Raw genomic sequence first — 17,878 nt, forward strand, 5'->3', positions numbered from 1 at the left:
GTCGGTGTGTCGCCGGAGGCGGTGCGTTTCGACCCGGACGACCGTTCGGACCTCCGGCCGGTCGAGGTGCTGTCGACCGGCCGGAACCCCACGATGGGCGAGCCTTTTCCGCCGGTCGGTGCTCACCAGCCACGTGCCCGCCACTCGGAAAGTTTCGGACGTTCCTGCCCCAGAGTCGAGTCGTCACCGTGGCCGGGGTAGAACCACGTGTCGTCGGTGAGGACGCCGAAGACCCGGTTCTCCACGTCGTCGAGCAGCGAGCGGAAATCCTCGCCCGTTTGTGTCTTGCCGACCCCCCCGGGAAACAGCGAGTCCCCGGTGAACAGGTGTGGATGCCCCACCGGGTCGCGATAGAGCAACGCGATCGACCCAGGCGTGTGTCCCCGCAGGTGTACGACCTCCAGCGCGGACTCACCGACCTGGATGGTTTCGCCGTGTTCGACCTCCCGATCGGGCGGAACCGGAAGCGGTTCCGAATCCAGGGGGTGAGCCACGGTGTAGGAACCGGTCTGACCGGCTATGGAACCGAGTGCCTGCCAGTGGTCCGGATGCCGGTGCGTGGTGACGATGGTGCGCAATCGCGGACGGTCCTCGTCGTGGCCGAGCAGGTCGGTCAACCGCTCCGGGTCGTCGGCCGCGTCGATCAGCAACGCGTCCCCGGTGCGCCTGCAGGTGAGCAGGTACGCGTTGTTGTCCATCCGCCCTACGGAAATCTTGGTGACGGTCAGCGCGTCCAGCCTCCGCCGCGCCGCGGCACCGCCCGGCTGCACGTGTCCGGTGTAGTGTTCCTGGATCTCCACGGCGGTGAGCCTAGTAGGACTTCGTCCTCCCGCTCCGCAGAGGTTCCGGCCGAGCCCGGCGGGCCGCGCGGTGGGCGGTCACAGCCACGGTGGCAGCTCGGGAGGATCACCTGCCAGCTGCTGGGTGCCGGTTCTGCCCAGCAACCACCCCAGGGCGGCCCCCGGGGTGCCCCGCACTCGGTGCTCCGGTGAGTCCGGTGTGCCGAGCCGCCACACACTGCTGCTCCCGTCGGCGAACTCGACCAGGAGGGAGAGCGGAGGAACATCGGGGCGTCCGCCGAACTGGCGGACGGCGTCGTTGAGCAGCCATTCGATCTCCTCGCGCGGTATGTCGTCGAATCCGAAACCGTGATTCAGATCCACCGAGTGCACCCGCACCTCGAACAGGCGGATCCGTGGTATCCGGTGCGCGGGGACCCACTTTCCCGGGGCCACTTCCACCTCGGCGTGCCACGCCGGTTCCGGAAGCGTTCGGAAGGCCTCCGTCAGCCGCCCCGAGGCAGCCGCCACGTCCTCCAACAGCAGACGATGGCTTCGCAGCGCGCCCTCGGCGATGTCGGCGTCCCTGTCCTGCCTGCTGGCGTACATGGCGTGTTCGACACCGGTGCGTGCCCACGTCAGCAGGTTGACGCACCCGTCTGCGTTGCGGGCCAGGTGCGAGATCACGTGTGCCCTGTTCCAACCGGGCAGCAGGCTTGGCTCGTGTACCGAGGTCTCGTCCATTGCCTCGATCGTGGTCAGCAACCCGGCAGTGGCCTGCTGCACGGCTGTCAGCAGCTCCCTTCGGTGAGTGTGTTGCCGAGTCACTTCACCATCGGCGTGTTCCTCGTGTTCGAGGTCGATCATGCTTCCCCGCCTTCGCGTGGCTTCGATGTCGTCGTCCCGGATCCTCGGGGCGGGGTGGTAGTACCGGCTTTGGACGAGGATAGGCGGCCCCGTGCCCCTGGCGGTAGTCTCGTGGGGCCGTAAAACCGGCGCGGCACTCGCTGCTGGGTGGGGACGCCACGCATATATCACTCACAAGAGTGAAGTTCGTGGGCTTGCTCCCCCGGCCCGGAACCGGTTCGGAATGCCTGTCGCGTTCGTGACGTTGTTCGCCGCGTGCGGAGGTGTCCGGGTCCCCGTTCGGGGCGGACCGCGTGAAGCCGTATTGTCGTCCCGCTGCAATAGCATGGGCGTGAACCACCGCGCCCCGCGCCCACCGAGCGGCGGTTGTTCGGGTATCGGGAGCCGCGGGCGGGCTCGTGGTGAAGCGGCGACAACGGCGGCCGCCGCATCACAACGCGTATCCGCAGACCACATACTTTGTGAAGGGATCTTCGAGTGGCTGACCGCCTAATCGTCCGCGGCGCTCGTGAGCACAATCTCACCGGAATCGATCTCGACCTGCCGCGTGACAGCCTGATCGCTTTCACCGGCCTGTCCGGGTCCGGTAAGTCGAGTCTGGCCTTCGACACCATCTTCGCCGAGGGGCAGCGCCGGTACGTGGAGTCGCTGTCGGCCTACGCCAGACAGTTTCTGGGACAGATGGACAAACCGGATGTCGACTTCATCGAAGGACTGTCCCCCGCCGTGTCCATCGACCAGAAGTCCACGAGCAAGAATCCCCGGTCGACCGTCGGCACCATCACCGAGGTCCACGACTATCTGCGGCTGCTGTTCTCCCGGGCGGGCAAACCCCACTGCCCGGAGTGCGGGGACCCCATCAGCAAGCAGACTCCGCAGCAGATCGTCGATCAGGTTCTCGCCATGCCGGAACGCACCCGGTTCCAGGTGTTGGCCCCGGTGGTGCGGGGCCGAAAGGGCGAGTACGTCGACCTGTTCGAACAGCTGCAGACGCAGGGCTACGCACGCGTGCGCGTGGACGGCGCCGTACATCCGCTCGAGTCGCCACCGACGCTCAAGAAGCAGGAAAAGCACGACATCGCCGTGGTCGTGGATCGGCTGACCGTCAAGCCCGAGGCCAAGCAGCGGCTCACCGACTCCGTGGAAACCGCGCTTCGGTTGGCCGAAGGGCTGGTCGCGCTGGAGTTCGTCGACGTCGATGAACACGACGCCCGGCGGGAACGCAAGTTCTCCGAGAACTTCGCCTGCCCGAACGGGCACCCCTTCGGCGTGGAGGAGCTGGAACCACGGGCCTTTTCCTTCAACTCCCCCTACGGAGCGTGCCCGGACTGTACCGGGCTCGGCATCCGCAAGGAGGTCGATCCGGAACTCATCGTTCCCGACGAGGACCTCTCGTTGTCCGAGGGGGCGATCGCGCCGTGGGCCGGCGGAAACACCGCCGAGTACTTCACCCGTATGCTGACCGCCCTGGCGGAGTCGATCGGCTTCCGGATGGACACCCCGTGGAAGCGGTTGCCCACCAAGGTCAAAAAGGCCGTGCTCCACGGCAGCACCGACCAGATCCACATGCGCTACCGGAACCGCTACGGCAGGCAGCGCTCCTACTACGCCGCCTACGAGGGCGTGATCCCTTTCCTGGAACGCCGGTTGGACCAGACCGACTCCGACTACGCGCGGGAGAAGTACGAGGGCTACATGCGCGATGTGCCCTGTCCCTCCTGCTCGGGCACTCGGCTCAAACCGGAGATCCTGGCCGTCACCGTGCACAACCCCGAGATGGGGGAGATGTCCATAGCCCAGGTGAGTTCGCTGAGCGTGCGGGAGTGCTCGACGTTCCTCGACGGGCTGGTGCTGGGCGAGCGGGAACAGATGATCGCCGGACGAGTCCTCAAGGAGGTGCAGGCCAGGCTGGGTTTCCTGCTCGATGTCGGGCTCGAGTACCTCTCGCTGGATCGCCCCGCTGGCACGCTCTCCGGCGGTGAGGCACAACGTATTCGACTGGCCACTCAGATCGGTTCCGGGCTGGTCGGAGTCCTCTACGTGCTCGACGAGCCCTCGATCGGACTACATCAACGCGACAACCACCGCCTGCTGGACACGTTGAACCGGCTGCGTGACCTCGGTAACACCCTGATCGTGGTGGAGCACGACGAGGACACGGTGCGCAGCGCCGACTGGGTGGTCGACATCGGTCCGGGCGCCGGTGAGCACGGCGGACGTGTCGTACATGCCGGCCCGGTGGCCGAGCTGCTCTCCAACGAGAAGTCGTTGACCGGCGACTACCTGGCCAGGCGCAAGCGCATCGAGCTCCCCGCCGAACGCAGGCCCAGGAACCCGAAAAACCAACTCACCGTGGTCGGGGCCAGGGAGAACAACCTTCGGGAGATCGACGTCTCGTTCCCGCTGGGCTGTCTGATAGGCGTTACCGGCGTTTCCGGTTCCGGCAAGTCGACACTGGTCAACGACGTGCTGGCCTCCTCGTTGGCCAACAAGCTCAACGGTGCTCGCACGGTACCCGGCAGGCACAAGCGCATCAGGGGGATCGACAACGTGGACAAGCTCGTCCAGGTGGATCAATCCCCGATCGGGCGTACGCCCCGTTCCAACCCGGCCACCTACACGGGGGTATTCGACCGGATCCGGAAACTGTTCGCGGCCACTACGGAAGCGAAGGTTCGCGGGTATCAGCCAGGCAGGTTCTCGTTCAACATCAAAGGGGGACGTTGCGAGGCCTGCGCGGGCGACGGAACCCTCAAGATCGAGATGAACTTCCTCCCCGATGTCTACGTCCCGTGCGAGGTCTGTAAGGGGGCCCGTTACAACCGGGAGACTCTCGAGGTCCACTACAAGGGCAAGACCATCGCGGAGGTTCTCGACCTGCCCATCGAGGACGCCGCCGAGTTCTTCGAGCCGATCACCGCGATTCACAGGTATCTGAGGACGCTGGTGGACGTCGGACTCGGCTACGTACGTCTCGGCCAGCCCGCGCCCACGTTGTCCGGGGGCGAGGCCCAACGGGTCAAGCTCGCCAGTGAGCTGCAGAAGCGCTCGACGGGCCGGACCGTCTACATTCTCGACGAACCGACCACGGGCCTGCACTTCGAGGACATTCGCAAGCTGCTCGGTGTGGTCAACGGTTTGGTGGACAAGGGAAACACCGTTGTCGTGATCGAGCACAACCTCGACGTGATCAAAATGTCCGACTGGCTGCTCGATCTGGGCCCCGAAGGCGGTAACGGTGGTGGCACGCTGGTCGCCGAGGGGACTCCGGAACAGCTGGCCGAAGTCGAGGAGAGCTACACCGGTCGGTTCCTGGCACCGGCGCTGGCCGAGCACTGACACGCCCGCCGGAGGATCGGCACTTCCTCGTTCCTCCGGCGCAGCGGTGATATCGGGAACCGGACCCCGGTCGAGATCGACTACTGTGTACTCTCTTTCCCCGCGTGTCGGTGTGCACCCTCGGGGAAAGCGCCTCTCGTTCGACGATCCCCGGGACGCCCATCCGAGCGCAGCCGCATCGTCACAGCGTCGGAACGGAAGGTGGGCGCGCCAGCTTGAGCGGGGTGGACTACTACGAGCTGCTCGGGGTGACTCGTGAAGCCTCCGCCGCGGAGATCAAGTCGGCTTATCGGTCGCTTGCCCGTGTGATGCATCCCGACGCCGGGGGTACGGCGGGCACTTTCCGCTCGTTGCAGGAGGCGTACGAGACTCTCAGCGATCCGGCACGTCGCGCGGCCTACGATCGTGGTGAGATCCTCACCACCGGTGGACGCGACACCCGGGGCGCTCCTACCTCCCGCCGCCGTCGTTCACGGGACACCGACAGGCGTGATTTCGGCGCCGACCCGAGCTTCGTGCCGCCCGTTCCCGAGCCCGACGTGGCACGGCTGCAGTGGTGGAACGCGGTCAATCCCGAGCAGCCGGTGCGTTACTTCCCCCGTGCCACTTACAGCCGAGGCGAAGTGCTCGCCACCATCGGTGGGTGGGCGTTGTTGTTACCCGTGGTGTTGGCCAGTGACGCCTGGCCCCTGATGTTGGTGCTGTGGCTGATGCCCGCCGTGGCCGTGGCCGGGGTGTATCGCCACGTTCCCGAATACCTGCCCCCGGCCTCGGAGGATCGAGTCTTTCTGTCCGAGTTCGGCCGTTCCGTGGTTTTCGGCCAACCCGAGGGGATACGTGGCGAGTACGGTGAGCGCTTCACCGCGGGGTTATTGGCCGACTACTTCACCAGACTGCCGGGAGCCAAGGTCTTCCACGGATTGTCCTGGCCCGATTCGGTCTTCGCTGACATCGACCACGCCGTGCTGTGTGGCAGGCGGCTGGTTCTGATCGAATCGAAGATGTGGCTGCCCGGACACTACACTGCCGATGCCGACGGCACGCTGCGCCGGAACGGGGGCAAGTTCAGGGGTGGGGGAACCAGGCTGGCCGAAGGCATCGCCGCTTACCGGGAACTGCTCGACGACATCGAGGTGGTGGGCGCGCTCGTGCTCTATCCGAGTCGAGCGGGTGAGATCACCGCGAGTGAGTCACCGACGACCGCTCCCGCGCCTCCCATGACCCCTGAGGGGTTCGTCCGGGAGATCGGGCATTACCTGGCACAGGATCCCGCCAGTGTGCATCGTGACGCCTTCCGCACCGTGTTGGCACGCGTCGTTCCCTGAAGCCCCCCATCGCTGTTGCCTACCGCCCGTTTCGCGGTCGTCCTCCCTTTCCGCTGTCCGTTTCGGAATGGCGAAGGGGCCGTTTCGGAATGGCGAAGGGGTGAAAATGATCTTTTCGTGCCCCTTCGTCGGCGCGACCACAGCGCCTCCGGCGTCTCCTGTGGGCACGTGCCGGTTTCCGGTTGCGGGGACAGCTTCCCTCCGAAAACACGAACACCAGAGTGGCGGAGTTCGTATCTCGAGCCCTGAAGATGATCTTGACTGTAGTCGGCGGATGTTTCGTCCTTGGGAAGAATGGTTAATTCTGGACTGATTTTCCCACTATCTGCGGTCGCTCGAAAGAATGATAAACTGTTGACCGGCCATTTTATTTGTTCCGGGTGTTCTGTGAAGAAAATTCATTTGGTAATGTCGCTCCACAATTCCCGGAAAATGAAATGTGATTCACGTTGAATGACACTACTGGATCCGCCGGGAAGCACTCCGGCGTTTCGAACAGAAACAAGATCAACATCCTCTCGTTTTCGCTGTCCGCATTCGGGATATTGATCGTGGCGATCAATCTGCGCCCCGCGATAGCTTCGGTGGCCCCGTTGGTGGGGCAGATCCAGGCGGACACCGGTTTGTCGAACACCGCCACCGGGCTGCTCACCACGGTGCCGCTGTTGTGCTTCGTGCTGCTGTCCACCACCGCGCCACGCTTGGGAAGGCGTTATGGCGAGGAACGCACCATAGCGGCGGCGCTGCTGTTGCTGTTCGCCGGAATCCTGCTGCGAGTGCTTCCGGTATCCGCCGCGTTGTTCGGTGGGACGGTGCTGGTGGGCATCGCCATTACCGGTGGAAACGTACTTCTTCCCACAGTGATCAAGAAACGTTTCGGCGCGCAGAGCGGCATCATGACGGGGCTGTACACGATGGGAATCAGTATCGGTACCGCCGCGGCAGCCGGGTTGACGATTCCCTGGCAGCATTTCGCCGGCCTCGGGTGGCGCGCCACACTCGCGGTGTGGGCCGTTCCCGCGTTGCTGGCTGTTGTGCTGTGGTTTCCACAACACCGCGATCCGAGGAGGTCCACGACGGACCCCCTCGGTGCCGCTCGGGGCGGACAAGCCTGGCGAAGTCCGCTGGGATGGGGCGTCACCGGCTTCTTCGCCCTGCTGTCACTGACGTTCTACACCGTCATCGCCTGGTTGCCGAAGATACTCACCGACAACGGTATGGACCCCACGAGCGGCGGCCAGATGCTTTCACTGGCCAACCTCGTCGGGATTCCCTTCTCGCTGGCGGCGCCCATAATGGCGGCTCGCAGCAGCCGTCAGGTCTGGATCACCACGACCTTTCCCGCCCTGCTGCTCCTCGGGTTGCTCGGACTGACCCTGTCACCACGGAGCGGGGCCCTGTGCTGGGTGCTGGTGCTGGGAGTGGGACTCGGTGGGACGATCGGGATCGGGTTCATGCTCGTCGTCCTGCGCGCGGCCGACGCGAGGGGAGCCGCCGCGCTGGCGGCGATGTCGCAGACAGCCGGGTACCTGGTGGCCGCCACCGGACCGATACTCACCGGTGCGCTGCGCGATCTCACCGGCTCGTGGACACTGCCGTTGCTTTCGTTGTGCCTGCTGGTAGCCGTTCAAATCCCGGTGGGGGTTTACGTGGGGAAGAGTCGGCAGCTCGGTGCGACCGTCGACACCGGACAAGTGGTGCTGAGTTCCCGCGCCCTGCCACAGTCCCACGTGGACTCCAGGGCGAGGCTCGCCCCCGCGGCGGGGAACGAGAACTCACGGGATTCACACGCCTCGGATACCGGCAGCGGAGTCGGGAAGAAAGGTGAGCCGGCCGGGCGGGACACCTGAGGCGATCGGTTACCGCCCTACCTGCTTCATTCTACCGTGGCCGAGTCGATCGCCGGTTCGCTCAACGCGGTTTACCTGGTACGCCTGGGCGCTGTTGCCAGGGCAGCGGTCCCTGCAGCGGCCGGAACCGTACTCCGAAGGCCGTCAGTCGTGCGAGATGCTCCGCGGTCAGCCGAGTCCGGAAGTCCGAGAAGTCCCGGACGGCGGTGGACGACCAGGCGACCTCGGCGAACGCGCACAGCCTGGGAAAGGTGGCGTAGTCGACCCTGGACGGCGAGTCGAGGTGCTCGGTCCACACTTGTGCCTGGGTTCCCAGTACACGCCGGGAAAATGCGCTAGCCGACTCGGTCGGTACCGGATCGTAGGCGTAGACGTCCTCGAGAGTGTTCACGAATCCGACCGGGACGGGTTCCTCCGGTCCAGCGGCCTGTCGATGGTCCAGGTACACCCGTTGTTCGGGGCACATGACGGTGTCGTACCCCGCGTTGGCAGCCCGGAGTCCGCCTTGCTCGTCGCGCCACGAGGCGACGATGCTCCCTGCAGGCAGCGGCTCGCCGGAATCGAGCATCTCGTCCCAGCCGATCGCTCGTCTGCCCCTTGCGTGCAGGTGTTCGATGATCCGGCGCAGGAACCAGCCGTGCAGCTTCGCGGGTTCCGAGAGCCCGAGCTGCCTGCTGCGTCGCACGCACCGTGGGCTGCGTTCCCACTCCTCGGTCGGTACCTCGTCACCTCCCACGCAGACGACAGGGGAGGGGAACACGCTGAGCACGTGGTCGAACACGCGGCAGAAGAACTCCACCGTGCTTTCCTCCGCGTTGAGTACGTGCTTGCTGATCCCCCAGCCGGTCCACACGTCCAACTGCCGTTGTGGTTCGTTGCCCAGCTCCGGATAGGAGGCGATGGCCGCTTGGCAGTGGCCTGGTACGTCGATCTCGGGTACGACGGTGATCCGGTGTTCTGCCGCGTAGGAGACGATCTCTGCCAGGTCGGCTCCGGTGTAGTAGCCCCCGTGCGGGCGGTCGATGAGTCCCGCGTCGGGGCCGGCACCGAGCTGTGAGCCCTTCCGCCAGGCCCCTACCTCGGTGAGCCGGGGCAGGCCGGGGACTTCGATCCGCCATCCCTGATCGTCGGTCAGATGCAGGTGCAGCACGTTGAGCTTGTGCGCCGCCAGTAGTTCTACGAAGCGCAACACCTCTTGCTTGGGCATGAAGTGCCGCGCGAGATCGAGGTGACAGCCCCGCCAGGAGAACCGGGGGCGGTCCTCGATCTCGCCGCACGGCAACCGCCACGGTCCCTGTCCGGTCGGCGCCGCGCGCCACGCCTCGGCGCCCAGCAACTGGCGCAGGGTTTGTGCCGCGTAGTGTGCGCCGTCCTCGTCGTGGGCACGGATCCGGATCTCGTGCTCGGTGATGTCGAGCCGGTACCCATCGGGGGCCTCGACCTCCCCCGGCACTATCAGGAACGTGATGTCGGCGTGCTCGGACTCGCGAAGTGGCAGTCCGACAGCCGCGCCCACGTGTCGGCGAAACCAGCCGCACGCGGCGGAGTCGCCCGCGAGGGTGGTGTCGCCGTCCAGTACGAAGCTGCCCCCGGCCGGCCGCACCACCGCGGGTCGGGGGACCACCGAGTCCAACGGAAGGGGAGAGATCTTGCTGCTCACGCTTTCACCGCCCCTGCTATACCGGAGACCAGATGGCGTTGTACGAACACGAAGAACACCAGGACGGGGATCGTCATCAGGGTGGATCCCGCCATGATGGCCCCCCAGCCGTTGCCCGTCGGTTTGAAGAAGACCAGGATCGCCAACGGCAGTGTCTGGTTCTCCGTGGCCGAGATGATGAACGTCTTGGCGAACAGGAAGTCGTTCCACGCGTGGATGAAAGACAGCACGCTCATCGCCACGAGGCCGGGAGCCACCAGGGGAAAAAGTACTTGCCACGTGAATCGGAACCTGCCGGCTCCGTCCAGTGTGGCGGCTTCCTCGAGTTCGACCGGCACCGCGGCCACGAAGCCGCGAAGCATCCATATCGCGAACGGCAGGCTGAAGGCCAGGTGCACCAGGATCAACGAGCCGAGGTGGTTCAACCCGAACCAGGGTGCCACCGAACCGACCGAACGCATCAGGAAGAACAGCGGAATGGTCAGCGCCTCCACCGGAACCATTTGCGCCACCAGAATCATGATCAGCAGCACGGTTCGGCCCCGGAAACGGAACCGTGTAAGCGCCACCGCGGCCAGAAACGACATCACGAGCGAGAGCAGTACCACGACCCCGGCCACGATCACGCTGTTCAGGAAGTACCTGCCGAAATCGTCCACGGTGAACACTTGTCGGAAGTTTTCCAGCGTAGGTGAGAACGTCCACGGACGCGGATCGGTGGATTGGATCTGCCCGTCCGGTTTGAAGGCGGTGAGCACCATCCAGTAGAGCGGAAAGGCGATGGTGGCCGCCACGAGCACTGTCGCGATCTCGGCCAGTGTTCTCCCGGGGCGTTTTCCCGGCAGCACGCGGCCGATCAGTCCCCGTTTCGGGGCGCGTGCCGCTGTCGTCATGTGTTTTCCCCCGTCGCTCGTTGGGCCCACAGGTAAATCCCCGTGATCAGCAACAGCAATCCGGTCATAACCACTCCGATGGCTGATCCGAGTCCGTAGTTCGATCCGGCGAACGCCTCCTGGTAGGCGTAGACGTTGAGCACGAGATTCTGCCCCGCGATTCCACCGCCGTCGGTCATCACGTATATCTGTGTGAAGATCTTGAAATCCCAGATGATCGACTGAATGGTGGCGATGATCAAGAGTGGTCGCAGCATCGGTAGCAGAACGCTTCTAGCGGTGCGCCACGCCGAGGCCCCGTCCAGCGAAGCGGCCTCGACGATCTCGCCGGGTATGGCCTTGATTCCCGCGTACATCGTCACCATCACGAACGGGAACGAGCACCAGACGACCTCACCGGCCACCAGGCCGAACGCGGTGAACCGATCGTAGGTCCAGGAGAATCCCGCCATTCCCTGCCAGCCGAGTCCGCTCAGCACTTCGTTCACCAGCCCGAAGTTCTGGTCGAACAGGAAGAGCCACACCGTCGAACCGGCAACCGCCGGGGTCGCCCAGGCACCCAGTGCCGCGAGGAAAAGCAGGGTGCGGGGCAGCCAGCGGACCCTGCTGGCCAGTACGGCCAGCGCGATCCCCACCGTCAGGCTGCCCAGCACACAGACCGCGGCGAATCCGCAGGTGTTGATCAACACCATCCAGAAACGACTGTCACCGAGCAGCTTCGCATAGTTGCCCACCCCGAGGAACTCAAGTGGTGCCCCGCCACTGGCCTGGGCCTGGCCGTACTCGTACAACGACAGTTGCACGAGCTGATACAGCGGATAGGCCATCACCGCGATCAGCAGAAGACCCGCGGGGGCCAGATAGAGCACCGCGGCGCGGGCCTGCCCGTTTCCGCCGGAGCGACGCCGGCGGCGTCCGTGGCGTGTTTCCGGGTTCCCCGGTGGCGTTCTCGGGCCGGATTCGGTGGTCAGCTCGGCTGTCATCGGCTGGAACCTTCTGGATCGGGTGGTGCGGCCGGGTTCCCAGCAGCGCTTTGTCAGGTCTTGCCGTACTCGCTCGAATGGCTGTCCCGTGGGGATTCCTCGGTGCGGCCGAGTCGAACGGTCCCTCGCGGCCCGGCCAGCCCACCGGGGTTCCGCCGAACGAGGACCGGGAAAACCGGGGCGACGAACTCCTATCGGTCGTCGAATGCGCTGTTCATGCGCTGGGCCGCCCGCTGGGTGGCAGGACGGACCTTCTCGCCGGTGGCGATCCGCTGTGCCATCGTCGGCAGGATCTCCTGCGCGTCGATCTCGGACCACGCCGGCGTGCTCGGAACGAAACGGGTACCGGCCTGCAGCGTCTCGATGAACGGTTCGATGGCCGGGTCGTCGGCTGCCACCCTGTCCTGAACATCCTCGAAGGTGGGCAGGTAACTCATCGCTTCGTACATCCGGCGCTGGTACTTCTTGCCCGCGAGTACCTTGATGAACTCCTGGGCGAGAGTGGAGTGATCCGAGGATCGCAGCACCCCGAGCAGGTTGCCACCGGCGAACGCGGGCGCGATCGAACCGGTCTTTCGTCCCGGAAGTGGCACCACGTCGTAGTTGTCCCCAGCGGCACCCTCGTCGACGGCGGTCCGGTTGAAGTCCCCGCCGATGGCCATGGCCGCTTTGCCGCCAGCGAACGCCTGGATGCTTTCGGTCCCGGTCAGTTGTGCACACTGGTCGGGTGGGCAGATCGCCGGATCGAGCAGGCCGGTGTAGGTGCGTATTCCGCGGCGGGAGGCCTCGCTGTCGACGGCGGACCGCCACGAGCCGTTTCTGCGCTCGGCGAGCTCCCCGCCGGAGGCCCAGATGAACGGCATCATCGCGTAGGTGTACTTGCCACCCGCGGCGATACCGTACATGTCCGGTCGCTCCGAACGGATCCTTCGAGCGGTCTCGACGAGTTCACCGAGACTGCGCGGTGGCTCGAGCCCCAGCTCGTCGAACACGTCGGTGCGGTAGTACAGCGCTCGCACGCCGGTGAACCAGGGGACGCCGTAGGTCTTGCCGTCGACTTCGGCCGTGTCCAGCACCGAGTCGGAAAGGTCGGTTGCCGCGGGCCAGTCCTCGATCACGCCGGTGAGGTCCGACATCCCACCTGCCGCGACGTAGCTGGCGAGGTCGGTATTGCCGAACTCCGCCACATCCGGGGCGCTGGAGGGGTCATTGAAGGCGCCGGTGAAGCGTTCCGAGCGCGTGTCCACCGCGATGTAGCGGACTTCGACTGTGACGTCCCGGTGGTTTCCCTCGAACTCTTCCACCGCGGCATTGACCACTTTTTCCTTCGGATCGCGGTTGGCCTCGTCGAACAGCCACACCCGAAGAGTTCCGGTGCGGCTGTCCGCACCGGAGTCCGATTGGTCCACCTGGGGTGGTCCGCATCCCACCAGCAACGTCGCCGCGATCGCGGCGGTGGTTAATTTCCAGAACCGCATGACACCTCCGTTGCGTTGAATGCAACGTCTGTTCTGTTCTGTGCAATGTGCTCGATGCTAAGTGGGCCGATGAGTGGACACAAGGTTTAGACCTGTAAAAGAAGACAACTTCTGCTGCGAGCGTGGCGGGCTCCACGACGGGGCGGTCGCTGTTTCCCGCGTTTCGCCCGCCACCGGTGCACTACAGCGCCACCACGACGACACCGGGAACCTCGACGGTGTCGACCACCGGACTCAACGAGCCCGTCACACTGTCACGCGACATCCTGGTGACCGTTCCCGAATTCTGGTTGGCCACGTAAAGCCAACGTCGACTCAGGTCCAACGTGCAGTGCCGAGGCCAGTCCCCACCGGTGTCGCTCGTGCCTGTCAGGTGCAACCGCCTTCCCCGGCCGCTCACCTTGAAGTGAGCGATGGTGTTATCGCCCCGATTGGTGACGTAGCAGTCGTCGCGAGTGACCACGATCTCCGCCGGATAGTTCTCTCCCACGGCACCCGGTGGGCGGGTGCTGACGCTGTCGCCCAGTTCGAAAGTTCCCGACGCGGCATCCCAACGCAGCACCGTCACCGTGCTGGCCAACTCGTTGAGCAGGTAGGCGTGTCTGCCGTCCGGATGAAAGGCCAAATGGCGAGGTCCGCTGCCCGCCGGAGTGGACAGCCGCTGGTTTCGGCGTAATTCGCCGGACTCGGTGTCCAGCCGGTAGGTGAAGACAGCGTCCGCTCCCAGATCGACCGCCACCACCCACCGTCCGCTCGGATCGGTGCCGACCTGATGTGCGTGGGGCGCACGTAGTTCGGAGGTGTGCCGAACCAGATCCGTCGACTCCCCGATGCTGCCGTCCACCTCCAGCCGGTGCACCGCGACTGTGCCATCGGTGTAGTTGGCCGTCAGCAGAAACCGGCCGCTGGGATGCACGCTGAGATGCGTAGGCCCGGCGCCTCGGCTGGAGCGCGTGTTGATGATCCGTGGGTTCCGCGGATCCCGCAGGCTCAGTGCCGTCACGGAACCGTTCGGGACCAGTTCGTTGGTCGTGTAGAGCACGTGGCGGTCGGGTGAGAACGCCAACCAGGAGGCGTCGGGGACCCCTTCGACCGAGCGAATCGGGTGCAGCTGTCCCGAACTCAGGTCGTGGGAAGCGACGTCGAAGCCCCTGCCCGGCGGATCGGTCCAGCTGAAGCTGCCCAGATAGGCGGGCCTGTGCTCACCTCCGGCGCGTGCCGCGGCCGCGGTGGGCAGGGCCGCGGCGGCTCCCGCCGCGCCCAACGAAGCCAGCAACGTGCGTCGATTCAGTGTGTTCGTCCACATGACTCTCCTGTTCCCTGCGGTGCCCGGAGCCCGCTCGCCCCGCCCCGCTCGCTTCGTCCTCTCGCGGGGTGCTCCGCCGAGCACCGGCGGACCGGAGCGGAGCCCCCCACCTCGGGCCGAACACCGGCGTCCGCCCTTCGGTGCGGACCTGACGCCGATCTTCTTCGACTCAGTGTGCCCCAGCTCTCACAGGTGGACTAGACCAAAATTCACGGTGGCGGTTTCCGGACAACTTCTTGACCGGGCCCGGACGCACAGCTCGGGGTGCTCGGCGGGACGTCCGCTTCGAACCGGGCCTGCCGGGCACGGAGCGGAGACGAGCTTTTTCAGGCGATCGCCCCGACACCACGACGCAGCGCTCGTCCCGGTGTGGCGTCGTTACGCTTCCCGTTCACGAGCACGGGGACCCCGTTGACCATTACATGACTGATTCCGCTGGGTTGCGCACGGGGGCGTTCGAACGTCGCGTTGTCGCGAATCTCCTCCGGATCGAACAACACGAGGTCCGCGACCATGCCTCGCCGCACGAGTCCTCTGTCGGACAGGCCGAGTCGGAGCGCCGGCGTCGATGTCATGTGGCGGATGCACTCCGGTAGATCGAGCAGCCCGAGCTCCCGCACGTATCGTGCCAGGTAACGCGGGAACGTCCCCCATCCGCGGGGATGGGGCCGCTCACCGAGGAGTAGGCCGTCACTGCCGACGGTGTGCATCCGGTGCCGCATGACGGCACGCACGTTCTCCTCGTGGCCGACGTGCATCAGACAGGAACTGCCCAGTTCGTCCGCCAACAGGGTGTCCAGGTAGAGCTTCCCGGGAGGTACCCCTTCGGCCTCGGCCGCCGTCGCTATGTCGCGGCCGACCAGATGGCCGGTTCTGTCGGGGTGCCGCACCCCGTTGATCTCGATGGCACTCCAGTCGATCGGTACACCGTGCGCACCGTCGGAGCCTTCGAACTCCATCTCACGCAGCACACGTCTCCTGCTGTCCGGATCGGACAACCTTCGTAACGTCGCCTCGACACCACCGCCGAACATCCAGCTGGGAAGCAGTGCGTGCAGCGAGGTGCATCCCGCCAGGTAAGGGTAGGAATCCATCGTGATCCCGACCCCCGAGTCCAACCCCTCGTCCAGCATCGCCAGCAGTTCGGGAGCGCGTCCCCGGTTCACCTCGAAATTCACGGTCGCGTGTGCGAGGTGCAACGCGCAGCCGGACTGCCTGCTGATCCGGATCATCTCCTCGTAACCGGCGAGGGCGCCGGCACCATAGCTGCGATGGTGGGGACAGTGGTAGCCGCCGTACTCGGCGACCACCTCGCACAGCGTGACGAGTTCGGATGTCGTGGCGTACATGCCGGGGGCGTAGGTCAATCCCGAGGACATGCCGAACGCCCCCTCGGACATTCCCCGCGCCAGTTCGTGGCGCATCCGTGCCAGTTCGGTTCTCGAAGCGGGACGGTTTTCCGAACCCACACACAGCATCCGCAGTGCGCCGTGCGGAACCAGGTAGGCAGCGTTGACGGCGATCCCTCGGTCGAGGCGAGCCAGGTACTCGCCCACGCCACGCCAGTTCCAGTCGAAACCGGGGGGATCGCCGTTCCAACCTGCCAGCTGAGTACGCAGGCTCCGCAGCGTTCGGTCGTCGACGGGAGCGTAGGACAGCCCGTCCTGGCCGATGACCTCGGTGGTCACCCCCTGCGCCACCTTGGCGGTGTGCCGGTGGTCGGTGAGCAGCAGCAGGTCCGAGTGCGCGTGCATGTCGACGAATCCGGGGGAAAGCACCAAGCCGTCGGCGGCTATGGTGCGTCTGCCGCACAGGGTTCCCGGCCTGTCGACAGCCGAGATGTGTCCCGCTCCGATCGTCACGTCGGCTTCGAAAGGCGGTGCTCCGCTGCCGTCCACCACCAGGGCGCCCCGAATCAGGAGCTCGTCCATCCTCGCCTCCGTTCCGGTGCTTTCGACACGTTCTCGGTTTCCGGCGAGCGAGCAACCCGACAACCCGACCGGAAAACTTCGATCAGAAGAAAGTACGCACCAAATCCACGACCTTCCCGTTGTCCACGAGCGGTATGAGCTGCCACTTGTCGAACGTCGTGCATGGGTGCGACAGCCCGCACTCGACCCAGTCGCCCACGGAGACCCCCGAGCTCGCCGGGACGGACAGGAAGGCGTGCTGATCGGCCAGTTCGGTGACTCGCGAATCGGTAAGGGGGCTCGCGGTGCCGTCCCGCGCCCACAGGGTCCGCGGTTGCGGCAGTGCCTGGTCGAACGAGGCGTCCCGCCTGCCCAGCATGAGCAACGCCAGTTCCGGTTCCGGACGTGAGGTCACCTGAGCGAGGATCCGCATGGCGGCGCGGAACGGCTGTTCCGGCCCGGCGAGCCGGTGTGCCCGGCCGAAGGGCGACATGGTGCGGTACAAGCCGTGATCGTGAGTGATGTACGAACCGCTCCGCAGCACGGGAAGTACCGGTGATGCCAACCCCCACGGCGCCGTGAGCGCCTCGGCGACCTGGTCGAAATAGGAACTCCCGCCCGCGGTGACGACGATTTCCTCCGTTCGGTCGAACATTCCCGCCTCGGCTATCCGCGTGACCGACTCCCGCAGTCGAGCCATGTAGGAGTCCACCGCGGTCAGATCCTCCTCGCTGAGATCGTGCGAGATCGCGCCCTCGTAGCCACTGACGCCGACGAGCCGCAGCGCCGGACTCTCCGACACCGCGCGCGCCACCTCCACCGTTTCCGCGACGGTTCTGGCGCCGGTGCGACCGTGCTCGCCGCCGAGTTCCACCAGTACGTCGACCCGCCGACGCGCGTGTTTCGCTGCCAGAACCTCGCTCATCAGTCGCACGCTCGCCACCGAATCCACCCAGCAGCCGAACGTGAAACCGGGGTCGTTGTCGAGCTCCTCCGACAACCAGCGCAGTCCCGCCTCGTCGACCAACTGGTTGGCCAGCAGCACCCTACTGATGCCGAACGCGCGATAGACCCGGAGCTGGCTGACGGTGGCGGCAGTCATCGCCCATGCCCCGTGGTCGAGCTGTCGTTGGAACAGCTGTGGGGCCATGGTCGTTTTGCCGTGCGGTGCCAGCAGCACCCGTTGCTTGGCACACCAGTCGGCCATCGTCGTCAGATTGTGCTCCAGCGCGGAGCGGTCCAACAGCAGCAGCGGACCCACGAATCCACTTCCGGTGATCTCGGGCTCCGTACGAAGGAATTCCGCGATCGTGCTCCCGAAGGCTTCGGACGGTACAGCCTTGAACCGCCAGTCGAGCCGCTCTTCCCGGAGGGCACGTACCGCGGTCCGATCCATCGTCGCTGCTCGCACCGGATCTCCAATTGCGCCTAATGCAACAAATATTGCATATATTGATAGAATGCTGTTTAGCAGTTCGCAAGGTGTCC

12 protein-coding genes are annotated in these 17,878 nt (G+C 65.5%); 3 read left to right on the forward strand and 9 right to left on the reverse strand.

The annotated features are described in order from the left end of the window. Positions 1-122 precede the first annotated feature (122 nt). Both BLR41_RS20645 and BLR41_RS20650 read right to left on the reverse strand, forming a co-directional pair. Complete coding sequence (locus tag BLR41_RS20645; protein WP_092631854.1) at positions 123-800, reverse strand: MBL fold metallo-hydrolase; 678 nt, start codon at positions 798-800, stop codon at positions 123-125. Between the two features lie 78 nt (positions 801-878). Further along, positions 879-1,646 (reverse strand): maleylpyruvate isomerase family mycothiol-dependent enzyme, encoded by a 768-nt coding sequence (locus BLR41_RS20650; RefSeq protein ID WP_092631856.1) that lies wholly within the window; start codon positions 1,644-1,646, stop codon positions 879-881. 477 nt (positions 1,647-2,123) lie between these two features. On the opposite strand from BLR41_RS20650, the gene uvrA reads away from it, so the two are divergent. The 3 genes from uvrA to BLR41_RS20665 all read left to right on the forward strand — a co-directional run bounded on the left by uvrA (position 2,124) and on the right by BLR41_RS20665 (position 8,160). After that, entirely contained in the window at positions 2,124-4,985 is a 2,862-nt protein-coding gene (gene uvrA / locus BLR41_RS20655; protein WP_092631858.1) for an excinuclease ABC subunit UvrA, read from the forward strand. A gap of 215 nt (positions 4,986-5,200) precedes the next feature. Further along, entirely contained in the window at positions 5,201-6,310 is a 1,110-nt protein-coding gene (locus tag BLR41_RS20660; RefSeq protein ID WP_092631860.1) for a J domain-containing protein, read from the forward strand. Positions 6,311-6,861: 551 nt separating this feature from the next. Next, on the forward strand, positions 6,862-8,160 hold the full coding sequence (locus BLR41_RS20665; RefSeq protein WP_218120290.1) for a CynX/NimT family MFS transporter: 1,299 nt from the start codon (positions 6,862-6,864) through the stop codon (positions 8,158-8,160). 61 nt (positions 8,161-8,221) lie between these two features. Here the strand turns inward: BLR41_RS20665 and BLR41_RS20670 are convergent, their stop codons facing one another. The 7 genes from BLR41_RS20670 to BLR41_RS20700 all read right to left on the reverse strand — a co-directional run bounded on the left by BLR41_RS20670 (position 8,222) and on the right by BLR41_RS20700 (position 17,786). Beyond that, positions 8,222-9,820, reverse strand: a complete 1,599-nt coding sequence (locus tag BLR41_RS20670; protein ID WP_092631862.1) for a beta-N-acetylhexosaminidase — start codon at positions 9,818-9,820, stop codon at positions 8,222-8,224. After that, entirely contained in the window at positions 9,817-10,713 is an 897-nt protein-coding gene (locus tag BLR41_RS20675) for a carbohydrate ABC transporter permease (RefSeq protein ID WP_176798083.1), read from the reverse strand. The genes BLR41_RS20670 and BLR41_RS20675 overlap by 4 nt, the downstream gene beginning before the upstream one ends. Beyond that, positions 10,710-11,696 carry a carbohydrate ABC transporter permease gene (locus tag BLR41_RS20680; RefSeq protein WP_092631864.1) on the reverse strand — a complete coding sequence of 329 codons (987 nt, stop codon included), beginning with the start codon at positions 11,694-11,696 and terminating at the stop codon, positions 10,710-10,712. The genes BLR41_RS20675 and BLR41_RS20680 overlap by 4 nt, the downstream gene beginning before the upstream one ends. 191 nt (positions 11,697-11,887) lie before the next feature. Then, the gene (locus BLR41_RS20685; RefSeq protein WP_092631866.1) at positions 11,888-13,174 is read right to left on the reverse strand and encodes an extracellular solute-binding protein; all 1,287 of its coding nucleotides are present in this window, start codon (positions 13,172-13,174) and stop codon (positions 11,888-11,890) included. 181 nt (positions 13,175-13,355) lie between these two features. Further along, positions 13,356-14,480, reverse strand: coding sequence for a lactonase family protein (locus tag BLR41_RS20690; protein WP_092631869.1), 1,125 nt, complete (start codon positions 14,478-14,480; stop codon positions 13,356-13,358). A gap of 326 nt (positions 14,481-14,806) precedes the next feature. Next, complete coding sequence (locus BLR41_RS20695; RefSeq protein ID WP_092631995.1) at positions 14,807-16,411, reverse strand: N-acyl-D-amino-acid deacylase family protein; 1,605 nt, start codon at positions 16,409-16,411, stop codon at positions 14,807-14,809. Positions 16,412-16,493: 82 nt separating this feature from the next. Further along, positions 16,494-17,786 (reverse strand): amino acid deaminase, encoded by a 1,293-nt coding sequence (locus tag BLR41_RS20700; protein WP_176798085.1) that lies wholly within the window; start codon positions 17,784-17,786, stop codon positions 16,494-16,496. Positions 17,787-17,878: the final 92 nt, after the last annotated feature.

The organism is Actinopolyspora mzabensis, from assembly GCF_900101095.1.
GTDB lineage: Bacteria > Actinomycetota > Actinomycetes > Mycobacteriales > Pseudonocardiaceae > Actinopolyspora > Actinopolyspora mzabensis.